Annotated in this window: 19 protein-coding genes; 9 read left to right on the forward strand and 10 right to left on the reverse strand. The window is 70.3% G+C overall.

The features are described from left to right. The first annotated feature begins 201 nt into the window (after window positions 1-201). The 4 genes from ASF88_RS00195 to galU are packed head-to-tail and all read left to right on the forward strand — an operon-like array spanning window position 202 to window position 5,712. Window positions 202-1,761: a glycosyltransferase family 2 protein gene (locus tag ASF88_RS00195; protein ID WP_055912629.1), complete on the forward strand. Its 1,560-nt coding sequence runs from the start codon at window positions 202-204 to the stop codon at window positions 1,759-1,761. Then, the gene (locus tag ASF88_RS00200) at window positions 1,754-3,235 is read left to right on the forward strand and encodes a glycoside hydrolase family 26 protein (RefSeq protein ID WP_055912632.1); all 1,482 of its coding nucleotides are present in this window, start codon (window positions 1,754-1,756) and stop codon (window positions 3,233-3,235) included. The genes ASF88_RS00195 and ASF88_RS00200 overlap by 8 nt, the downstream gene beginning before the upstream one ends. 48 nt (window positions 3,236-3,283) lie before the next feature. After that, window positions 3,284-4,690: a UDP-glucose dehydrogenase family protein gene (locus ASF88_RS00205; protein ID WP_055912635.1), complete on the forward strand. Its 1,407-nt coding sequence runs from the start codon at window positions 3,284-3,286 to the stop codon at window positions 4,688-4,690. Between the two features lie 47 nt (window positions 4,691-4,737). After that, complete coding sequence (gene galU / locus ASF88_RS00210) at window positions 4,738-5,712, forward strand: UTP--glucose-1-phosphate uridylyltransferase GalU (RefSeq protein WP_235493210.1); 975 nt, start codon at window positions 4,738-4,740, stop codon at window positions 5,710-5,712. Window positions 5,713-5,796: 84 nt separating this feature from the next. Here galU and ASF88_RS00215 read toward each other — a convergent pair whose 3' ends face one another. Beyond that, window positions 5,797-6,123 (reverse strand): hypothetical protein, encoded by a 327-nt coding sequence (locus ASF88_RS00215; RefSeq protein ID WP_055912638.1) that lies wholly within the window; start codon window positions 6,121-6,123, stop codon window positions 5,797-5,799. 37 nt (window positions 6,124-6,160) lie between these two features. On the opposite strand from ASF88_RS00215, the gene ASF88_RS00220 reads away from it, so the two are divergent. After that, a complete protein-coding gene (locus ASF88_RS00220; RefSeq protein WP_055912641.1) occupies window positions 6,161-6,937 on the forward strand; it encodes a GNAT family N-acetyltransferase in 777 nt (258 codons plus the stop codon). 194 nt (window positions 6,938-7,131) lie between these two features. Here the strand turns inward: ASF88_RS00220 and ASF88_RS00225 are convergent, their stop codons facing one another. The 3 genes from ASF88_RS00225 to ASF88_RS00235 form a co-directional block, all read right to left on the reverse strand. Next, window positions 7,132-8,202 (reverse strand): threonine aldolase family protein, encoded by a 1,071-nt coding sequence (locus ASF88_RS00225; protein ID WP_055912644.1) that lies wholly within the window; start codon window positions 8,200-8,202, stop codon window positions 7,132-7,134. Next, complete coding sequence (locus ASF88_RS00230; RefSeq protein WP_055916501.1) at window positions 8,199-8,873, reverse strand: SDR family oxidoreductase; 675 nt, start codon at window positions 8,871-8,873, stop codon at window positions 8,199-8,201. The genes ASF88_RS00225 and ASF88_RS00230 overlap by 4 nt, the downstream gene beginning before the upstream one ends. A 62-nt stretch (window positions 8,874-8,935) precedes the next feature. Next, on the reverse strand, window positions 8,936-10,381 hold the full coding sequence (locus ASF88_RS00235) for a DUF6421 family protein (protein WP_055912647.1): 1,446 nt from the start codon (window positions 10,379-10,381) through the stop codon (window positions 8,936-8,938). Window positions 10,382-10,564: 183 nt separating this feature from the next. Here ASF88_RS00235 and ASF88_RS00240 point away from each other — a divergent pair, with 183 nt between their 5' ends. Next, a complete protein-coding gene (locus ASF88_RS00240) occupies window positions 10,565-11,317 on the forward strand; it encodes a DNA alkylation repair protein (protein ID WP_055912649.1) in 753 nt (250 codons plus the stop codon). Here the strand turns inward: ASF88_RS00240 and ASF88_RS00245 are convergent. Next, complete coding sequence (locus ASF88_RS00245; RefSeq protein WP_200935205.1) at window positions 11,314-11,619, reverse strand: hypothetical protein; 306 nt, start codon at window positions 11,617-11,619, stop codon at window positions 11,314-11,316. The two genes, ASF88_RS00240 and ASF88_RS00245, sit on opposite strands and share 4 nt — an antisense overlap. Then, window positions 11,616-12,083, reverse strand: coding sequence for an SRPBCC family protein (locus tag ASF88_RS00250; RefSeq protein ID WP_055912652.1), 468 nt, complete (start codon window positions 12,081-12,083; stop codon window positions 11,616-11,618). The genes ASF88_RS00245 and ASF88_RS00250 overlap by 4 nt, the downstream gene beginning before the upstream one ends. A 141-nt stretch (window positions 12,084-12,224) precedes the next feature. On the opposite strand from ASF88_RS00250, the gene ASF88_RS00255 reads away from it, so the two are divergent. Then, window positions 12,225-13,121: an SDR family NAD(P)-dependent oxidoreductase gene (locus ASF88_RS00255; RefSeq protein ID WP_055912655.1), complete on the forward strand. Its 897-nt coding sequence runs from the start codon at window positions 12,225-12,227 to the stop codon at window positions 13,119-13,121. A gap of 33 nt (window positions 13,122-13,154) precedes the next feature. On the opposite strand, the gene ASF88_RS00260 is transcribed toward ASF88_RS00255, so the two are convergent. From ASF88_RS00260 to ASF88_RS00275, 4 genes are all read right to left on the reverse strand, one after another. After that, a complete protein-coding gene (locus ASF88_RS00260; protein ID WP_055916503.1) occupies window positions 13,155-13,913 on the reverse strand; it encodes an ABC transporter permease in 759 nt (252 codons plus the stop codon). 144 nt (window positions 13,914-14,057) lie between these two features. Further along, on the reverse strand, window positions 14,058-15,095 hold the full coding sequence (locus tag ASF88_RS00265; protein WP_055912658.1) for an aliphatic sulfonate ABC transporter substrate-binding protein: 1,038 nt from the start codon (window positions 15,093-15,095) through the stop codon (window positions 14,058-14,060). A gap of 113 nt (window positions 15,096-15,208) precedes the next feature. Next, window positions 15,209-16,057: an ABC transporter ATP-binding protein gene (locus tag ASF88_RS00270; RefSeq protein WP_055912661.1), complete on the reverse strand. Its 849-nt coding sequence runs from the start codon at window positions 16,055-16,057 to the stop codon at window positions 15,209-15,211. A gap of 116 nt (window positions 16,058-16,173) precedes the next feature. Beyond that, window positions 16,174-17,019: an exodeoxyribonuclease III gene (locus ASF88_RS00275; protein WP_055912664.1), complete on the reverse strand. Its 846-nt coding sequence runs from the start codon at window positions 17,017-17,019 to the stop codon at window positions 16,174-16,176. A 55-nt stretch (window positions 17,020-17,074) separates the two neighbouring features. Between ASF88_RS00275 and pyrE the strand changes: the two genes are divergently transcribed. Together pyrE and ASF88_RS00285 are read left to right on the forward strand one after the other, a co-directional pair. Beyond that, the gene (gene pyrE, locus ASF88_RS00280; protein ID WP_055912667.1) at window positions 17,075-17,632 is read left to right on the forward strand and encodes an orotate phosphoribosyltransferase; all 558 of its coding nucleotides are present in this window, start codon (window positions 17,075-17,077) and stop codon (window positions 17,630-17,632) included. Beyond that, entirely contained in the window at window positions 17,632-20,052 is a 2,421-nt protein-coding gene (locus ASF88_RS00285; protein ID WP_055912670.1) for a hypothetical protein, read from the forward strand. Before pyrE ends, ASF88_RS00285 begins: the two co-directional genes overlap by 1 nt. Window positions 20,053-20,071 lie beyond the last annotated feature (19 nt).

Here is a 20,071-nt window from a genome sequence, read left to right on the forward strand (position 1 = left end):
TCCGGTACCGAGCGGTATGCCGTGTCGGCGTGTCTGCGGACATGTCCCCCGAATGCAGATCGGCGACGCGCCGTCAAGTGCGTTCCACCCCCACTTGCGGGCCGTGGCCGGTGACCCGTAGAACTGTGAAAACCCGAACCGACCCAGATCCCCACCGTCGCGGATGCCACCCCCCATTCAACTCAGTGAGAGGTCTGCCTCGTGTTCATCTTCCTGCTGCAACTCCGGCACATGCTCGGCGGACATCCGGAGTTCTACCTGTTCGCCATCTACTCCGCCCTGATCTGGGTCATCTGGATCGTGAAGGTCCTGATGTCCCGGCGTTACCGCCCGTACACCGACGATTTCCACGGCACGACCAGCGTCGTCGTGCCCGTCGTGGACGAGCCGCTCGACCTGTTCCGTGACGTGCTGGGCCGCATGGTCGAGCAGCGGCCCGGCGAGATCATCGTGGTCATCAACGGCGCCCCGAACCCGGAGCTGGCGGAGGTCTGCGAAGAGTTCGCCCCCTTGGTGCGGTGGGTGCACACCCCGATCCCGGGCAAGCGCAACGCGGTGATGATCGGGACGAAGATGTCCACCGGCGAGATCACCGTCCTCGTCGACTCGGACACCGTGTGGACGCAGAACACGCTCAGCGAGCTCGTCAAGCCGTTCGCCGACCAGCGCGTCGGCGGCGTCACCACCAAGCAGCGCATCCTGGAGCCGGAGCGGTCGTGGATCACCCGGTGGGCGGACTGGCTGGAGAACTCCCGCGCCCTGTACTCGATGCCGGCGCAGAGCGTGGTCGGCCAGATCGGCTGCCTCCCCGGCCGCACGATCGCGTTCCGCCGCTCGATCCTGATGCGGGTGATGGAGAAGTTCATGACCGAGAAGTTCCTCGGCGTGTTCCTGGAGGTCTCCGACGACCGGACGCTGACGAACCTCACCCTCAAGGAGGGCTACCGGACGGTGTACCAGCACACCAGCCTGGTCTACACCGACGCCCCGCTGAAGGTGAAGAAGCTGTTCAAGCAGCAGCTCCGCTGGGCGCGCGGCAGCCAGTACAACACCATGCGCATGCTCCCCTGGATGCTCGGCCACGCGCCGATCCTGTCGTTCTTCTTCGTGATGGACATCCTGCTGCCGTTCATCCTCGCCGGCGTCATGGGCGGCTGGGTGTACCGGTCGATCACGGGCGAGGGCTACAACTTCTACGAGGGCTTCCTGAAGTCCTACGGCATCCAGGGCGGCATCATCACCGTCGTCGCGCTCATGGTCGCCTCGTCGGTGATCAGCATGTCGATCCGGCAGATCCGCCACCTCTCCGAGAAGCCGAGCGACTTCTTCCGCCTGCCGGTGTTCATCATCGTCTCGACGTTCTTCCTCATGCCGATCCGCCTCATCGGGTTCTTCCGCATGGCGCACGCCAGCGGCTGGGGCACCAGGGCCGGGGCATACGCGGGAGGTCCGGGCGAGATCAGCAGCGAAGACGAGATCGCGTCCTTCGGATCCTCCCCGGCTCCGTCCGGCGCCCTGCCGATCGCCGGTCTTCCCGACGAGGTGGGAGGCGTCAGCTCGGCCACCGCGCTGGCCACGGCCACGCGCCCGACGACAGCGGTCGTCACGCGCGCCGAGGCCAAGACGCAGGCCAAGACCACCGCCAAGGCGACCACCAAGAAGTCCACGAAGCCGGCGCGCCGCAAGCTCAACCCGCTCGCCGCCATCCCGTACGTGATCGGAATCGCGATCCTGACCCTGGAGGCCCTGTTCCTTGTCTAGTCCGACCGCTACCCTCAGCAGCCGGGCCCACTCCTGGTGGGCCCAGTCGAAGTCGCGATCGCAGGCCACCGCTGCGGCGTTCATCGCCCTCGCGATGGTCCTCGTCGGCATCTCCGCTTACGTCTGGGTCTCGCCCACCGGCGCCCCGCTCCGCAACGCCGTCGCGGGTGCCGCGGAGACGATCACCCCGTTCGCCGCGCAGAACGCCGAGCTCAAGCGCAACCTGAACCGCGCGACGCAGACCATCGCCTCCCAGAAGGGCAAGATGACCGCGATGCAGGCTCAGGCGCTGGCCGCCCAGGCCGGCTCCGCCAAGCAGCTCGCGGCCGCCCAGCAGAAGGCGCTGGCGGCCCAGAACGAGCTCGCGAGCGTCAAGACGCAGCTCGCCGCGGCCCAGGCGAAGGGCGGTCACTCGTCCAGCGGTGCGGGAGCGTCGGGCAAGCCGGCGTCGAACTCGGGCTCGTCGGGCAACGGCGCGACGCCGGTCACCGCGCCCGCCCGCGCCGACCTCCTGAACCCGTCGTCGCGCTACTTCGGCATGTACACCGACCAGGCGCCCTTCAACTGGGCGACCTTCGACGCGACCAGCTCGAAGATCGGGGTCTCGCCGAACCTGGTCGGCTACTTCCAGGGCTGGGACCAGACCTTCCGCGCCGACGCCGTCACCCGCTCCTGGCAGCAGGGCCGGATGCCGATGATGACGTGGGAGTCGCGCCCGATCAACGCGGACAACTCGTCCAACTCGGCACCGGACTACTCCCTGCCGAAGATCATCGGAGGCGACTTCGACGCCTACCTGCACCAGTACGCGAAGGACATCGTGGCCACCGGGCTGCCGCTCGCGCTCCGGCTCGACCACGAGATGAACGGCATCTGGTACCCGTGGGCGGAGAACGACGGGTCGGGCAACTCGATCAACGGCAACAACCCCGGCGACTACGTGAAGATGTGGCGGCACGTCCACGACATCTTCCAGCAGGAGGGCGCGAACAACCTCGTGATCTGGGTGTGGGCGCCGAACATCATCAACAACCTCCCCGCCTCGCACAAGGCGGCCGGCTACCTCGAGAACCTCTATCCGGGTGACGCCTACGTCGACTGGGTGGGGCTCTCCGGATACCTGCGCCCGCCCTACAAGTCCGACAACGACTTCAGTTTCGACTACACGTTCAAGCCGAGCCTGGACAAGCTGCGGAGCATCACGAAGAAGCCGATCATCCTGGCGGAGATGGGGGCCTCCGAGACCGACGGCCACAAGGCCGCCTGGATCAGCTCGTTCTTCGACAGCCTCTCCAAGCCCGAGAACTCCGACGTCATCGGCTTCTCGTGGTTCAACCTCGCGGTGACCAGTTACGTGGAGGGCGTGCGCGCCACCAACGACTGGCGCATCGACTCCCGGCCGGACACGTTGTCCGCGTTCATCGCCGGCCTCACCAGACCGGAAGACGACTTCACGCTCACCCCGGCCCAATAGACCCCGTTCACTCGTAGACCCCGTTCACTCGCCACGGAAGGAACGCACATGACCTCCACCACCTCCACCAAGAAGCCCAAGGAGCAGCCGGCTCCGCGCATCAGCGTGATCGGCACCGGCTACCTCGGCGCCACGCACGCCGCGGCCATGGCCGAGCTCGGCTTCGACGTCATCGGGGTCGACACCGACCCGCACAAGGTCGCCGAGCTCACCGAAGGCCGCGCGCCCTTCTTCGAGCCGGGCCTGCCCGAGCTCATCCGCAGCAACGTCGCCGCCGGGCGGCTGCGGTTCACGACCGACATCGCGGAGGCCGTCGCCGTCTCCGACGTGCACTTCATCTGCGTGGGCACCCCGCAGCAGTCCGGCTCGTTCGCCGCGAACCTGAGCTACGTGGAGGCCGCGGCGCGCGGCATCGCCGCCCACCTCACGCACGACGCCCTGATCGTCGGCAAGTCGACCGTCCCGGTCGGCACCGGCGCCCGGCTGCGTGCGATCGTCGCGGAGGCCGCGCCGGCGGGTGTGGACGTCGAGCTCGTCTGGAACCCGGAGTTCCTGCGCGAGGGCAAGGCCGTCGACGACACGCTGCGCCCCGACCGCCTCGTCTTCGGCGGCACCTCCGAGAAGTCGGAGGCCACCCTCCGCCGGGTCTACGCGAAGCCGATCGCCGACGGGACCCCGGTGCTCGTCGCCGACCTGCCCACCGCCGAGCTGGTGAAGGTGAGCGCGAACGCGTTCCTCGCCACCAAGATCTCGTTCATCAACGCGATCGCCGAGGTGTGCGACGCGGCGGGCGCCGACGTCTCGCTGCTGGCGGACGCCCTCGGCCACGACGCGCGCATCGGGCGCCAGTTCCTCAACGCGGGCCTCGGGTTCGGCGGCGGGTGCCTCCCGAAGGACATCCGTGCGCTCATGCACCGCTCGAACGAGCTGGGCGCGCACGCGGCGGTCGGCCTCCTGCAGCAGGTGGACGAGATCAACATGGGTCGCAGGCAGCGCGTCATCGACCTGGCCCTGGAGGCGCTCGGCGGCTCGGTGCTCAACCGCCGCATCGGCGTGCTCGGCGCCGCGTTCAAGCCGCACACCGACGATGTGCGCGACTCGCCGGCGCTGAACGTGGCCGCCGCACTTCACCTCCGCGGTGCGCAGGTGGTCGTCTACGACCCGCAGGCGCGCGGTACCGCGCAGCGGCTGTTCCCGACCCTCGGCTACGCGGACTCGATGGAGGACGCCGTCGGCGGGGCCGACCTGACGGTCGTGCTCACCGAGTGGGACGAGTTCACGGGCGCAGACCCGTCGCGGCTGGCCGCGCTGGCGAACGGCACCACGGTCATCGACGCGCGCAACTGCCTGGACGCGGCCGCCTGGAACGCTGCCGGCTGGACCGTCCTCGGCATGGGCCGGGTGCCCGAGACGGCCGCGCTCGTCCCCGACGCCCTGCCCGTCGCCATCCACTGACCCACCGCCGCCGAGGCGAAGACACACCGCGAGAAAGCGAGTACGAGATGAGCAGTTACGTGACGAAGGCCGTGATCCCCGCAGCGGGACTCGGCACCCGGTTCCTGCCGGCGACCAAGGCCATGCCCAAGGAGATGCTGCCGGTCGTCGACAAGCCGGCCATCCAGTACGTCGTGGAGGAGGCCGTCGCCAGCGGTCTGAACGACGTGCTGATGATCACCGGACGCAACAAGAACGCGCTCGAGAACCACTTCGACCGCAACGCCGAGCTGGAGGACACGCTCGAGAAGAAGGGCGACACCGACAAGCTGCGCAAGGTCAGCTACTCGACCTCGCTCGCCGACCTCCACTACACGCGTCAGGGCGACCCCAAGGGCCTCGGGCACGCGGTGCTCCGCGCCAAGGCCCACATCGGCCACGAGCCGTTCGCCGTGCTCCTCGGCGACGACATCATCGACGAGCGCGATCCGCTGCTCAGCCGCATGCTGCAGGTGCAGCACGCGCTGAACACGACGGTCGTCGCCCTGATGGAGGTGCCGCCGGAGAGCATCCACCTGTACGGTGCGGCGGCGATCGTCGAGACCGACCAGGACGACGTGGTGCGCATCACCGGCCTGGTCGAGAAGCCGAGCCGTGAGAACGCGCCGTCGAACTACGCCGTGATCGGCAGGTACGTGCTGCGTCCCGAGATCTTCGACATCCTGGAGAAGACGGCCCCCGGCAAGGGCGGCGAGATCCAGCTGACCGATGCGCTGGAGGGCCTGGCGACGGCTCCGGCGTGGACGGGCGGCGTGCACGGTGTGGTCTTCCGCGGCCGTCGGTACGACACGGGCGACCGTCTCGACTATCTGAAGGCGATCGTTCAGCTCGCCGTCGCACGCGACGACCTCGGGCCCGAGCTGCTGCCGTGGCTGCGCGAGTTCGCCGAGAACGCGGGCCCGGCCGACACCGGCAGCATCCCGGCGCTACCGTTGCCGCTCGAGCCGGCCGCCCGGGAGCTGTTGCAGATCGCGGGCGCCTGAGCGGGCTTCCTGACTGCCTCGGTCGCAGGCTCCCTCGGAGCTGGGGTCGCGGCATCGCTACGCGCTGCCCTTGAGCTCCAGCGCTCAGTGGAGGCCGAGCCGCTTGAGCGCGTGCTTCTCGCTCTCGCCGCGCTCGGTCTCCACTTCGTCGACGGCGACCGGGATGCTCGGCCCGACCGCCAGCCAGACGAAGCCGTCCCGGTGCACCAGCGGCACCAGGTCGGTCGTGCCGTCGCGCAGCAGCGTGCGCACGCGTTTCAGGAAGGCATAGCCCTCCGACGGCTGCGTGACGTAGGTCTTCCTGCGGTAGTGGACGACGTGTGCCACGGTCTTCGCGCTGAGCCCGGCGATCTCCGCCGCCGGGAACGGCTCCGCGACGACATCGGGTTCGGCGTGCTTCGTATCGGTCATGCCACGCACGGTACGCCGGGTGCGTTAGCGTCGACAGATGCGTCTTCCCGGTCCTGAGCTGCTCGATCGCCTGGCCGACCGCGGCTGGCCCGCGCTGGAGACCGAACAGCTGGGAGGCTGGACGCTCCGCGCCTCCTCGGGCGTCACCAACCGCGCGAACTCGGTGCTCGCCTGCGCCGGGGCCGGCGGCGATGATGCGCGCAGCCTGGAGGATGCGATCGTCCGGGCCGAGGCCTGGTACGCCGCGCGCGGCCTTCCCGCCGTGTTCCAGGTCAGCCCGGCGTCGCCGTCCGGGCTCGCCGTGGCGCTCGCTCGGCGCGGCTACCGAGAGCATTCGCCGACGGACATCCTCGTCGCGGATCGCGACGCGGTCGCCTCTGCGACTGCCGCCGCACCCGCCGTCGCCATCGCGGACGCGCCTCCTGCGGGCTGGCTCGACACCTGGTGGGAGGTGGATGGCCGTGGCGGAGACCGCGAGCGGGAGGTCGTCGCGCACATCCTCGCCGGCGGTCCCGCTCTGTACGCCTGGTCGGGCGAGCCGGAGGCTCCCGAGGCGGTCGCCCGGCTCGCTCTGGCCGGCGAGTGGGGAGGCCTCTACGCCGTCGCGACCCTCCCGCGTGCGCGCCGACGCGGGTTGGCCCGTGCGCTCGCGGGTGCGCTCGCCGCCGCAGCGGCTGACCGGGGTGTCGAGCGGCTGTGGTTGCAGGTGCTCGCCGACAACGCGGCCGCGCACGCCCTCTATGCCGGGCTCGGTTTCGTGCGGGCGTCCGGCTACTCCTATCGGGAGCAGGTACGGCTGGTACGACCCTCTTAAAACCACGATGCCGGGCGGTGTGGATACTAGGGTTACCACACAGCCCGGCATGCGTTCGGGGTTATCGCCGGTGGATTATTCGGGTTCCTCCGACGACTCTCTGAGACTACCAAAGATGTCGGTCAAATGGAGGACATTCTTGTACCCCGGTCTGCCCCCAGTCTGAGGGTCACGGCCCCGCGGCGCCGACCGTCTCAGGCCGACAGTTCGCCGACGAGGGCTGCCACGAAGTCGTCGATGTCCTGCTCGGTGGTGTCGAACGAGCACATCCAGCGCACCTCGTTGCGCGATGCATCCCAGTCGTAGAAGCGGAAGTGCTCGCGCAGCCGGTCGGCGACGCCCGCGGGGAGCGTGGCGAAGACGCCGTTCGCCTCGGTGGCCTGGCTGAAACCGACGCCCTCGATGCTGCCGTCGGCGATGCCGGCCTCCAGCGCGTGGCGCAGACGGGAGGCCATCGCGTTCGCGTGCGAAGCCGAGCGCAGGTAGAGGTCGTCGTGCAGCAGCGCGATGAGCTGGGCCGAGATGAAGCGCATCTTCGAGGCCAGCTGCATGTTCAGCTTGCGCAGGTAGAGCAGCCCCTCCGAGGAGGCCGGGTTCAGCACCACGACGGCTTCGCCGTACAGCATGCCGTTCTTGGTGCCGCCGAAGCTCAGCACGTCGACGCCGGCGTCGGTGGTGAACGCGCGCAGCGGCACGCCCAGGGTGGCGGCGGCGTTCGAGATGCGGGCGCCGTCCATGTGCAGCTTCATGCCGCGTGCGTGCACGTGATCGGCGATCGCGCGGATCTCCTCCACCGTGTACGCGGTGCCGAGTTCGGTGGTCTGCGTGATGGACACGACGAGCGGCTGCGCGCGGTGCTCGTCGCCCCAGCCCCACGCCTCACGGTCGATCAGTTCGGGCGTCAGCTTGCCGTCGGGGGTCTCGATCGGCAGCAGCTTGAGGCCGCCGACCTTCTCGGGCGCGCCGGCCTCATCGGTGTTGATGTGCGCCGTCTTCGCGCAGATCACCGCACCCCAGCGCGGAACCATCGACTGCAGCCCGATGACGTTCGCGCCGGTCCCGTTGAACACGGGGAACACCTGCACGCCCTCGCCGAAGTGCTCGGCGAAGACGTCGTGCAGCCGCTCGGTGTAGACGTCCTCCCCGTAGGAGATCTGGTGGCCGGCGTTGGCCGCGGCGATGGCGTCGAGGATCTCGGGGTGGACCCCGGCGTAGTTGTCGGAGGCGAAGCCGCGGAGGTTCAGGTCATGGAGTTGCAGAGTCACCCGTCCATCCTAAGTTTCAGCCGGGCACCGTTCAGCGACGCGGCGTCGGCGTTCCACAGCGCCACCACCTCGTCGCCGAGCCGCGCCTCCAGCCCCGCGAGCGTTTTCACCACGAAGACCACCGCGGCCGACTGGGGCGCCTGCTTCGCGAAGCCCTGCGCGACCGCGCGCGTCCAGGCGTCGGCGGCCGCCTTGGCCGCGGCGTAGTTCGCGCCGCCGGCGTACGGCGAGTCGACGGCGGTGGAGGACACGATCGCCAGCCGGCCGGCGGGCGACGCGATCAGGTCGTCGTAGAACACCCGCGTGGTGTTGCGCAGGGTGCGGAAGCCGCGCTCCAGGAACTCCCAGTCCTCGTCGCTCTGGCCGGCGATCCCGCCGCCGCCGCGCCAGCCTCCGACCAGGTGCACCAGGCCGTCGATCCGGCCGAACTTGAGGTGGATGCGCATGGCGAGTTCGGCCACCGCGTCGCGGTCCGCGAGGTCGCACACGCGGGTGTCGACGCCGGGCACGGCGTCGGCCAGCGCCTCAAGGGCCTCCTGCCGGGTGCCGACCGCGAGAACGGTCGCGCCCGCTGCCGTGAGCGCGCGCGCCACGGCCTCCCCCGACGCGCTCGTCGCGCCGGCGATCAGCACCAGCCGCCCGGCGAGCACGCCGTCCTCCTTCGTGCTCATCGCCGACGCCGGCCCGGTCTCTTCGGGTGAGAACCGGGCCGACGTCGAACCCTCCTGATCCGTCACGCCGCGTCCGTGGTGCCGGTGATCCCCGAGGTGGACTCGATGACGGCAGCCATCTTCTTGTTGAGCGCCTCGTAGAACATCGACAGGGGGAACTCGTCGTCCAGCACGGCGTCGGTGTAACCCTTCGGCGCGCCCGAGAGGATCTCGTCGGAGAGCCCGCGCGCCCAGTTGGAGGCCGGGTGCGGCGTGACCGTCTCGGTGAGCATCGCGTACGCGGCGAGCCAGTGCGCCACCTTCGGGCGGTCGATGGAGCGCCAGTACAGCTCGTTGATCCGGTCGCTGAGCGCCACGACCACGTCGGGCACGTCCTCCCAGTCGATGGTGAGCTGCGTGTCGGTCCAGTGCAGCACGTCGTGCTGGTGCATCCACGCGAACAGCAGCTGGCCGCCGAGCCCGTCGTAGTTGCGCACGCGGCTGCCGGTGATGGCGAACCGGAAGATGCGGTCGAAGATCACCGCGTACTGCACGAGCTTCGCGTGGTCGCGGATCTCGCGCTGCACCTCCGACAGCTCCGAGTCGGGGAGGGCGCCGAGCTCGCGCTGCAGCCGCACCGACTCGCGGAACGCGGTCAGGTCGCACCGCAGCTCCTCGAGCGAGTAGAGGAAGAACGGCATCCGCTGCTTGATCATGAAGGGATCGAACGGCAGGTCGCCGCGCATGTGGCTGCGGTCGTGGATGATGTCCCACATCACGAAGGTCTCCTCCGTGAGGTGCTGGTCGTCCAGCATCCGCGCCGCGTCCTCCGGCAGCTCGAGCTTGGTGATCTCGGCGGCGGCACGCACGACGCGGCGGTAGCGGGCGGCCTCGCGGTCCTGGAAGATCGCTCCCCAGGTGAACTGCGGGATCTCGCGCATCGCGACGGTCTCCGGGAACAGCACGGCGGAGTTGGTGTCGTAGCCGGGCGTGAAGTCCACGAAGCGCAGTGCGACGAACAGCTTGTTGCCGTAGTCGCCGGCCTCGAGCGCCGCGACGAAGTCGGGCCAGATGACCTCGACGAGCACGGCCTCCACGAGGCGGTTCGTGCTGCCGTTCTGCGTGTACATCGGGAAGACCACCAGGTGGCCGAGCCCGTCGACGCGGTGCTGCTGCGGCTGGAACTCGTTCAGCGCGTCGAGGAAATCGGGCACTCCGAAGCCTTCGTCGGCCCAGCGGGCGAAGTCCCGCTGCAGCGCGGCGAGGTACGACGCGTCGTGCGGGAAGAACGGTGCGAGCTCGGCGACCGCCTCCACAATTGCGGCGGTGTGCTCGGCGGCGGCGGGCTTGTCGGAGTCCTGCTCGACCGAGCCGTCCTTGACCTGGAGGGCCTGGAGGGAGGTCGCCGCTGCTTTGAGACGCAGCCAGGCGGGATGCGTCGCGACCGCGCGCACCGAGCGGCCGTCCTCGACGACCTCGGGCTCCCCGACAATGGCTCCTGCAGTGAACTGCGGGACGAATTGAGACATGACGAACCTCCCGTCGTGCGATCGGCCGCGGTCGCGGCGGTGCGATGGGCGCGCCGGTGCGCACCCATCTTTCGAGCCTAACCGCGCAGACCGGACGATTCTTTGACAGTTTCGACGGAAACATGCGCGCGTCGGCTCTTTCACGCACGAATCCATCGTGATGGTCCTCGCTAGAGTGCTGTCGTGACCACCGCGCGCGACGTCCAGGAGGCGCTCTCCGCCCTCGCCGACCCGGAGGACGCCGCCTTCTTGCAACGCTTCTTCAAGACCGGTCCGGGGCAGTACGGCGAGGGCGACGTGTTCATCGGCGTGCGCGTGCCGCAGATCCGGACGGTCGCCCAGCGGTTCGCGGGCCTCCCGCTGACGGAGGTGCGGGTGCTGCTCGACAGCCCCGTGCACGAGCACCGCCTGGCCGGTCTCATCCTCCTGAACGCGGCCTTCGCTTGCGCGAGCAGCGCCCGTCATCGGGACGACGCGGAGCGCGAACGCCTCGCCGCCTTCTACCTGGAGGCCGTGCGCGCCGGCCGCGTGAACAACTGGGATCTCGTCGACGCCTCCGCCGAGTTCGTCCTCGGCGAGTACCTCGTGGACCGGCCGCGCGACCTGCTCGACGAGCTCGCGGCCAGTCCCGTGCTCTGGGAGCGCCGTGTCGCCGTGCTGGCGACGTTCGCCTTCATCAAGCACGGTGACGCGTCGACGACGCTGGAGCTCGCCGCGCGGCTGCTGGACGATCCGGAAGACCTCATGCACAAAGCGGTCGGGTGGATGCTGCGCGAGACCGGCAAGCGCGTCGACCGTGCACTGCTCCTCGCCTTCCTCGACGCGCACGCCGCGCGGATGCCGCGCACGATGCTCTCGTACGCGACCGAGCACCTCGATGCGGAGACCCGCGCGGCGTATCGGGCGGTGCCGCGGGAGGCGCGGCGCCGCCGTTAGGTGTCGTTCGGCCGCTGGCCTCCCGGACTGCGCTCGGCGACGATCGAGACGTCGAGTTCCTCCGGCGCGGGCAGGTCGCCCGAGTCGTCCGGGCCTCCCGTGCCGGGCCGCAGCGCTGTAGCGTCGGACGACTCGCGCTGCCGCACCTCGGTCTCACGCTCGCTGCCGGGACTGTACGAGCGATCCTTGGCCGTCTGCTCCGCATCGTCCGACGTCGCGTCGGCATCGGCCGCCGCGCCGGCGTCGTCGCGCCCGGTCGCCTCGTCGTTCCCCGACGCCCGGTGCCGCGCGTGCGAACTCATGCGTGGCCGCCCGCGTTGACGTCGCCGCGCCACGACCCGGTTTCGACGGGCTGCGCCTCGATGAACTCCTTGAAGTTGCGGAGGTCCTTCTTGACGGCGTGGTCGTCGAGGCCGAAGACGGCGCCGACCTTCTCGACCACGTCTCCCGGCTGCCAGTCCAACTGCACGGTCACGCGGGTGGAGGTGTCGGAGAGCCGGTGGAAGGTCACCACTCCGGCGTGCACGACGTCTCCGGCGACGCTCTTCCAGGCGACCCGCTCGTCGGGGTGCTGCTCGCTGATGACCGTGTCGAACTCCCGGGTCGCACCGCCGATCGTCACGTGCCAGTGGTTGGTGGTGTCGTCGACCTGGCGGATCTCGTCGACCTCGTCCAGGAACCGCGGGAAGCTCTCGAACTGCGTCCACTGGTTGTAGGCGGTCGTCACGGGCACGTCGACGTCGATGCTCTCGGTTACTTCGGCCATGATTCGGCTCCTCTCGGGGGTGGTTTCCGATCCGGCGCCGACGCTAGGCCTGCGCAGGCGGCCGATCGAGGGGTCGACAGCGGCACGCGTTGGTGGGAAGAGCCCCGGCGATCGGCGCGGCCGACCTGGGATGATGGAGGAATGGCAAGAACCGTTCGTGGCGCACGCGTCCTGATCACCGGCGCTGCTTCCGGCATGGGGCGGCTCTACGCCGAGCGCGCCGTCTTGGAGGGCGCCCGAGCCGTCGTGCTGTGGGACCGCGACGCGGCGGGGCTCACCCGCCTCGCCGACCGGCTCCGAACGGAAGTCCTCACCGGCCGTACGGCGACGGCCTGGGGCGCGCCGGCGGGGTCGCCCAGCTCTGCGAACGGGAGGTCGGGCACGAGCATCCACCCGTATACGGTCGACCTCGGCGAGCTCGGAGGGATCGCGCAGGCAGCACAGTCGGTGCGCAAGGAGCTCGGCGGCGTCGACGTGCTCATCAACAACGCCGGGATCGTTCGGGGCAAGTACTTCTGGGAGCACGACAACGGCGACGACACCCGCGCGACGATGCAGGTCAACGCGCTCGCGCCGATGTACACGACCCGGGAGTTCCTGCCCGCGATGATCGCGAGCTCCCGCGAGGCGCGCATCGTCAACATCGCGTCGGCGGCCGGCACCCTCGCCAACCCGAGGATGAGCGTCTACGCCGCCAGCAAGTGGGCGGTGATCGGGTGGAGCGACAGCCTCCGCATCGAACTGGACCAACAGGGTTTCGGGCACGTCAAGGTCACGACGGTCGCGCCGAGCTACATCGACACGGGGATGTTCGAGGGAGCCCGCGGCCCCCTCCTTACGCCTGTGCTGACGCCGGAGTACGTCGTGGACCGGGTCTGGAAGGCCATGCTGGCGGGCAAGCCGATGCTGATGCTTCCCTGGTCGGTCGGGCTGGCGAAGACGTTGAAGGGCGTTCTGCCGGTGAGGGTGTGGGACCTGCTCGCCGACCGCGTCTTCGGCGTCTACACCTCGATGGACGAGTTCACCGGGCGACCGTAGCCGCCCGGCGGTGGCATTCGCGGCGCCGCGGAGTCACGCCCAGCGGCGGTTCGCCCACCGCTCGAAGAGACCGACCAGCGAGTCGGTGAGCTTGCCGAGGATCGCCAGCAGGATGATCGCGAGGAACAGCCGGTCGGTGCGTCCGTTGTTCTGCGAGTCGCTGAGCAGGAACCCGAGCCCCATCGACGAAGCGATCAGCTCGGCGGCCACCAGGAACAGCCAGGCCTGGGCCAGCGCGAGGCGGAGCCCCGAGATGACCGCAGGGAGCACCGACGGGAGCTGGACCGTCGTGAACAGGCGCACGCCGCCCAGGCCGAACGCGCGCCCGGCCTCCACCAGCTGGCGGTCGACGTGCCGGAGCGCCGCGGCCACCGTGGTGTAGACGGGGAAGAAGGCGCCGATCGCGATGAGGATGATCTTCGAGTCCTCGCCGATCTTGAACCAGAGGATCAGCAAGGGCACCCAGGCCAGCGACGGCACCGCGCGGATGGCACCGAGGGTCGGGCTGAAGAGGATGTCACCCAGGCGCGAGAGGCCGACCACGGCGCCGAACCCCAGGCCGAGGGCGGCGCCGATCGCGAAGCCGATCAGCACGCGCTGGGTGGAGATGGCGATGTAGAGGCCGAGGAGGCCGCGCTGCGCGAGATCGACGGCAGCGTCGACGACCATCGCAGGGGTGGGCAGCTGCGACGACGTGAACGCGCCGGAGGTGGACGCGAGCTGCCAGATCACCAGGAGTGCGACCGGGATGAGGGCGCCTCCGACCACACGCACCCAACGCCGCGACAGCAACGACGCGCGGCCGCCGGCCGTGGTCGGCCCAGGCTCCCGAGGGGCCTCGCGTGTGACAGAGGTCGACGCGAGGCCCTCCCCGGGGCCGCCGACGACGATCAGCGGACCGTCGCGGTCAGGAGCGTTCTGGTACGACAAGCGCGATCAGCCGCCGATCGCGCTCGGGTCGGCCTTCTTGGCGAAGGACGGGTCGAGGAGGGAGTCGAGCGCCGTGTCGATGTCCTTCTGCGTGCGCACGTCGCCTGACTGCACGAAGATGGGGCCGACCTTCTTGAGCACCTTCAGCTGGGCGCTACCGGGGACGTTCGACACATCGAGGTTGGTGCGCTGCGTGATCACCGTCGTCGCGACGGCCGGGTCGATGCCGGCGACCTCGGCGAGGATTTGGGCGGTCTCGTCCTTGTGCTTCAACGCCCAGGCGCGCGCGTACTCGTACGTGTTCACGACCGTCTGAGCGACGTCGGGCTTCGACGTGAGGAACGACTCCGTCGCGTTGAGGAACCCGTAGGTGTTGAAGGCGACGTTGCGATAGATCAGCTTCGCCCCGGACTTCTCGGCGTTCGCCATGATCGGGTCGAGCCCGCTCCAGGCCTGCACCGAGCCGCCCTGCAGGGCCGCCCAGCCGTCGGCGTGCTGGAGGTTCTGGATCGTGACGTCGCTCGCGGACAGGCCGTTGGCCTCCAGCGCCTGCAGCAGGAAGAAGTAGGGATCGGTTCCCTTCGTCGCCGCGATCTGCTTGCCCTTCAGCTGCGCGACGGAGGTGATGTCGGAGTTCGGGCCGACCACGATCGCCGACCACTCGGGCTGCGAGAAGATGTCGATGGTCTTGATGTCCGAGCCGTTCGCCCGTGCGAGCAAGGCGGCGGAACCCGCGGTCGAGCCGACGTCGATCGCGCCGGAGCGCAGTGCCTCGTTGGCCTTGTTCGAGCCGGCGGACTGCACCCAGTTGACGGTGATGTTCTGCTTCTTGAGCGCCTTCTCGAGCCAGCCCTCCTTCTTGATGACCAGGCTCAGCGGGTTGTAGGTGGCGAAGTCGATGTTGAGGGTGCCGCCCTCGGTGACGCCGGCCGAGCTGGTCGAGCCCGAGGCGGAGCCTTCGCCGGCGACGCAGCCCGAGAGCAGCAGAGCGGCGGAGGCCGCGAGCGCGGCGACAGCGGTGACGATCGTGGGTCTGCGGTGCATGTTCGGGATGCCTCTCGGTTCTGGTGATGTCTGGTGAGTGCGGCTCGGAGGTGCTGTGGGTCGAGCCTCGCGGATGCGCCGCCGCAACGGAGGCGATCCGATGGATCTGTGGATCAGTAGGGGAAGACCGGGATCGTGGAGGACTGCGCGTCCTCCAGTGCTCGGCCGTGCCGGTCGATGCCGAGGCCGTCGAGCAGTTCCGCGCGCAATTCCGCCAGCGCGGCCGACCCGCGGTCGCGGGGGCGTGCGCCGGGGACGGTCACGACGCGACGGATGGTCGCGCCCTCCCGTCCGTCCTCGCCGCCCAGCAGGATGATGCGGTCGGCGAGCTGGAGGGCCTCGTCGACGTCGTGCGTCACGAGGAGGATCGTCGTCGGGGCGGTGGCGTGCACCTCGAGCAGGAGGTCCTGCATCCGGAGTCGCGTCAGCGCGTCGAGGGCGCCGAACGGCTCGTCCAGGAGCAGGACGCCGGGGTTGCGGGCGAGCGCGCGAGCGAGGGAGGCCCGCTGGGCCATACCGCCGGAGACCTCCCGGGGGCGCAGGGCGGCCGAGGCTCCCAGCCCGACGAGCTCGAGGAGCCGCGCGACGCGCTGGGCGCCTTCCGATCGCTCGAGCCCGCGCGGGAGGCCGAGCGCGACGTTGTCGGCGAGGGAGCGCCAGGGGAGCAGGCGCGGTTCCTGGAAGCCGACGGCGCACCGTGCGTCGATGCCCGCGACAGGGGTGCCGTCGATGCGGGCCGATCCGGCGGTCGGGGCGTCGAGCCCGCCGGCGATGCGCAGCAGCGTCGACTTGCCGCAGCCGCTCGCGCCGAGGATCGCCACGACCTCGCCCGCGTCGATGGTCAACGAAACGTCACGGAGGACGGTCCGCGACTCCGGGGCTGCGCCCTTCCGCCTCGGTGCCGCGAAGGCGCGACCGATCCCGGCGAACTCGACGGGATACGCGGACGACGGAGAGACCATGGTGACTTCGACCGTATCGACAGTGGGCCAGCGGGTGATCCCCAGTCGCAACACCGCGTAACGAAACCGCCCGGATGCGGCGCTTCGGCGCTAGGGGCCGAGGAGCGCCGGGTCGGTCACCAGATCATCGGGCGGTCGTCGTCGTCCTCGACCTCGGCGGCCTCCGAGAGCTCCACGAGCACCGGGACGTGGTCGCTGGGGGCGTCGCCCTTGCGCTCGTTGCGGTGGATGCTGGCGTCGACGACGCGATCGGCGAACGCCGCCGAACCGAGGATGAAGTCGATCCGCAGCCCTTCGTTGCGCGGGAAGCGCAGCTGCTTGTAGTCCCAGTAGGTGTAGCCGTCGGGAACGATCGGGCGCACGACGTCGGTCAGCCCGGCCTTCTCGAAGGCGGCGAACGCGGTGCGCTCCGGGGGCGAGATGTGAGTGGAGGCGCCGGGGACCAGGCTCGGGTCGCCGACGTCGGAGTCGAGCGGCGCGACGTTCCAGTCGCCCATCAGGGCGAGAGGCTGGTCGGGGTTCTCGCCCAGCCAGCGCTGCGTGTCGGCGGCGAGGGCGGCGAGCCAGTCGAGCTTGTAGACGTAGTGGGGATCGTCGAGCGCCCGCCCATTGGGCACGTACAGGCTCCACAGCCGGAGGCCGTCGACCGTCGCGCCGATCGCGCGCGCCTCCTTGGGCAGATCGGGGCCGTCGTGGTCTTTGAGGAAGCCGGGCATGTCGGGGAAGCCGATCTCGACGTCCTCGATCGGCAGCCGGGCCGCGATGGCCACGCCGTTCCACTGGTTCAGGCCGTGCAGCACGACCTCGTAGCCGGCCGCCTCGAAGGCTTCGTAGGGGAACTGCTCCGGCTTGCACTTGATCTCTTGCATGGCCAGCACATCGACGTCTTCGCGGACCATCCAGTCCACCACCCTCGCGACTCGGGTGCGGATGGAGTTCACATTCCAGGTGGCGACGCGCATGCCCCGATCGTATCGGCCGCCACCGACCCGCTGCCGTGGGCAGGGTGCCCGTAGAATGTCAGACGTGACGGACGCGCGACAGCAGCTCATCGACTTCATCTCGGCCGAGGCCGTGTTCCACGGCGACTTCACGCTGACCAGCGGCAAGAAGGCCAGCTACTACGTCGACCTGCGCAAGGTCAGCCTCGACCACCGGGTCGCGCCGCTGATCGGTCAGGTGATGATCGACCTGATCGCGGGCGTCCCCGACGTCGTCGCCGTCGGCGGCATGACGATGGGCGCGGACCCCGTGGCGGCCGCGATCCTGCACCAGGGCGCCGCGCGCGGGCTTGCCTACGACGCGTTCGTCGTCCGCAAGGAGCCGAAGGACCACGGTCGCGGCAAGCAGGTCGAAGGCCCCGACCTCGAGGGCAAGCGCGTGATCGTGCTCGAAGACACCTCCACCACCGGAGGCTCGCCGCTCAAGGCGATCGAGGCACTGAAGAAGGTCGGCGCGGAGATCGCAGGCGTGGCTGTCGTCGTCGACCGCAACACGGGCGCGCGCGAGGTCATCGAGTCGGCCGGCTACCCCTACCTCGCCGCCATCGGCCTCGAGGATCTGGGGTTGGAGTAGTGGCCGAGCACCGCGATCCCGGCACGGGAGGCGAGCCGGATCAGCCGGAGCACGAGCAGCCCCACGACGACGCCGAGCCCGAGTTCGGCAGCTCCGAGTGGCTGCTCGCCCAGCTGACCGGCGGCCGGCGCGCGGAGCCCGAAGCGGACGGCCCGCCCGTAGCGTCGCCCGAAGGGTCGCACAGCAAGAGCGAGGCGCCCGACGAGGCTGCATCGCCTGTGACAGGGGCCGCGGACGTCGAGGAGCCACCGGCGCCCGTCGGTTTCGCGGACCTGCTTCGCGATCCGGTCAGTCCGGCGCCTGACGAGACGACAGGGCCGAGCGACGGCGCCACCGGTCCGATCGCCACAGCACCTCAGGGTTTCGTCTGGAACCTCGCGTCTCGGACGAGCGAAGACCGAGACGACGCGGAGGACGTCGCAGTCGATGACGACGCGAACCCACCGGTTCGTCGAACGAACTACGTCGAGCCGAAACCGACGCGCGAGCCGGACGTCGCTCCCGTCGTCGTGCCCGAGCCGCCGCAGAGCGAGCCGGCGCAGAGCTCCGAGCCGCCCAGCTTCGTGGCGGCACTTCGCATGCCGCACCCTCCGGAGTGGGGCGATGCCCCCGCCGCCCCCGCCGAGCCGCCGGCGCCGACCGACAGCGCCCCTACCGCGGACGAGCCGGGCGCCGATGCCTCGCCCCGGACCACCGAGCCGAAGGGGGAGGCGGAGCCGGAGGCCGAGCCTCCGACGAAGGACACAGGACCGCTCCGGGGCCACGGACTGGCCGCCCTGCTCGGTGGGGCGTCCCAGCAGGAGCGCCCCGCGCCACGCCCGCTCCTCGGCGACACGACCGGCATCATCCCGCTCCCGCCCACCTACACTCCGCCGGCCGCGAACCCGCCTTCCGACGCCGGGACTCCGACTTCGCGCCGGGAGGCCCTCCGGGCTGAGGAGGCGGCGATCGCGTCCGCGAGCGCGGCGGTTCCGCCTCCGCTGATCGAGCCGGCGCCTCCCGAGCCCATCCGTCCGCCGGAGGCCGCGCCTTTCGGCGGTGCCGCGCAGACCGAGGCTGTCCTCGGTGCGCCGCCGTCGCCGGCCACGAGCCCGTTCGACGCCGAGGCGCTCGCCGCCGCGTCCGCTGAGCTGCCGACGGCTGCGATCCCGGCCGCGCCGGAGCCCATCACCGAGCCGGAGCCCATAACCGAGCCGGAGCCCGACACCGAGCCTGAGCCCATCGCCGAGCCGGAGGCGATCACCGAGCCGGAGGCGACCCCTGACCAGGAGGCCACCGACGAGCCCGACGGCATCTCTGCACTCTTCGGCGACTTCGCTCTGGACATCGCCGCGGGCTCCGACGACAGCATCGACGAAGACCTGACCGGAGCCGATGAACCACAGGTCCACGACGCCACCCAGACCCCTGCGGAATCGGAGATCGCTCCCGCGGTCGCCGCCGACACCACCGACACCACCGACACCACTGGCACAGCCGCTCCCGGAATCAACGCGATCCTCTTCCCGGAGCTCGCCGACGACACGGCAGACGCCTCCGCCGCCGCGGTTCCAGAACCCTCCGCCGCGATGGAGGGCCCCCAGCTGGGTTCGGACTCCGCCGCCGACTTCGACGACTTCGACACGATCGCGCCACCGACCGTCGCCTTCGACGCAGCAGCCGCGGCGCGCGAGCCGCTGACCTCCCCCGCACCCACCCCTGCGGCCCCGGCGTCGGCAGCCGTGTCCTCCCCGTCCGACACCACCTCCCCTGCACACCCGACGACGGCGCCGGGCGAGACCCCGCCGGAGCCGCCCGAGCCCCCGCGGGGGCCACGCGATCCGCGGTTCAACCGCCGGGTCTATCTCATCGCGGGCGTGCTGGCCGTGCTGCTCGTGCTCGTCGGGCTGTTCGCCCTCGGCACGCGCATCCCCTCGCTCTTCGGCGCGGCTGCTCCATCTCCGCAGGCGTCGGCCTCCCACACGCCGTCCGCGACCCCGACGCCCACTCCGACCCCCACGCCGACCGTGAGCCCCAAGCCGGCGGCGGCCGTCGGCCCCGGCGACCACGCCTGGGACACCCTGGGCGGCGGGGAGTGCATCCAGCCGTACACCTCACCGTGGGCCGAGACGTTCACGGTCGTCGCCTGCACGACCGACCACACCGCCCAGATGGTCTACACCAACCTGATCTCGGCCGATCCGGCGGCTCCTTACCCGGGCGCGGACGCGCTCGCTCAGCAGATCAACACGCTGTGCACGGCGAGCGGCGTGATCGACCTGAACGCGGCCGGGGCGTATCCCGACCTGCAGGTGCAGGGCACCTTCCCGGCGACCGAGGAGCAGTGGAAGAGCGGCCAGCGCTCGTACTACTGCTTCGCGAGCCGGTCGAGCGGTCAGCCGCTCAACACCTCCGTGCAGGGGCAGGGGCCGACCGGCTGATCCCGGCTATGCGTGCCCG

Origin of the sequence: Leifsonia sp. Leaf336, from assembly GCF_001423695.1 — a bacterium.
Lineage (GTDB): Bacteria > Actinomycetota > Actinomycetes > Actinomycetales > Microbacteriaceae > Leifsonia.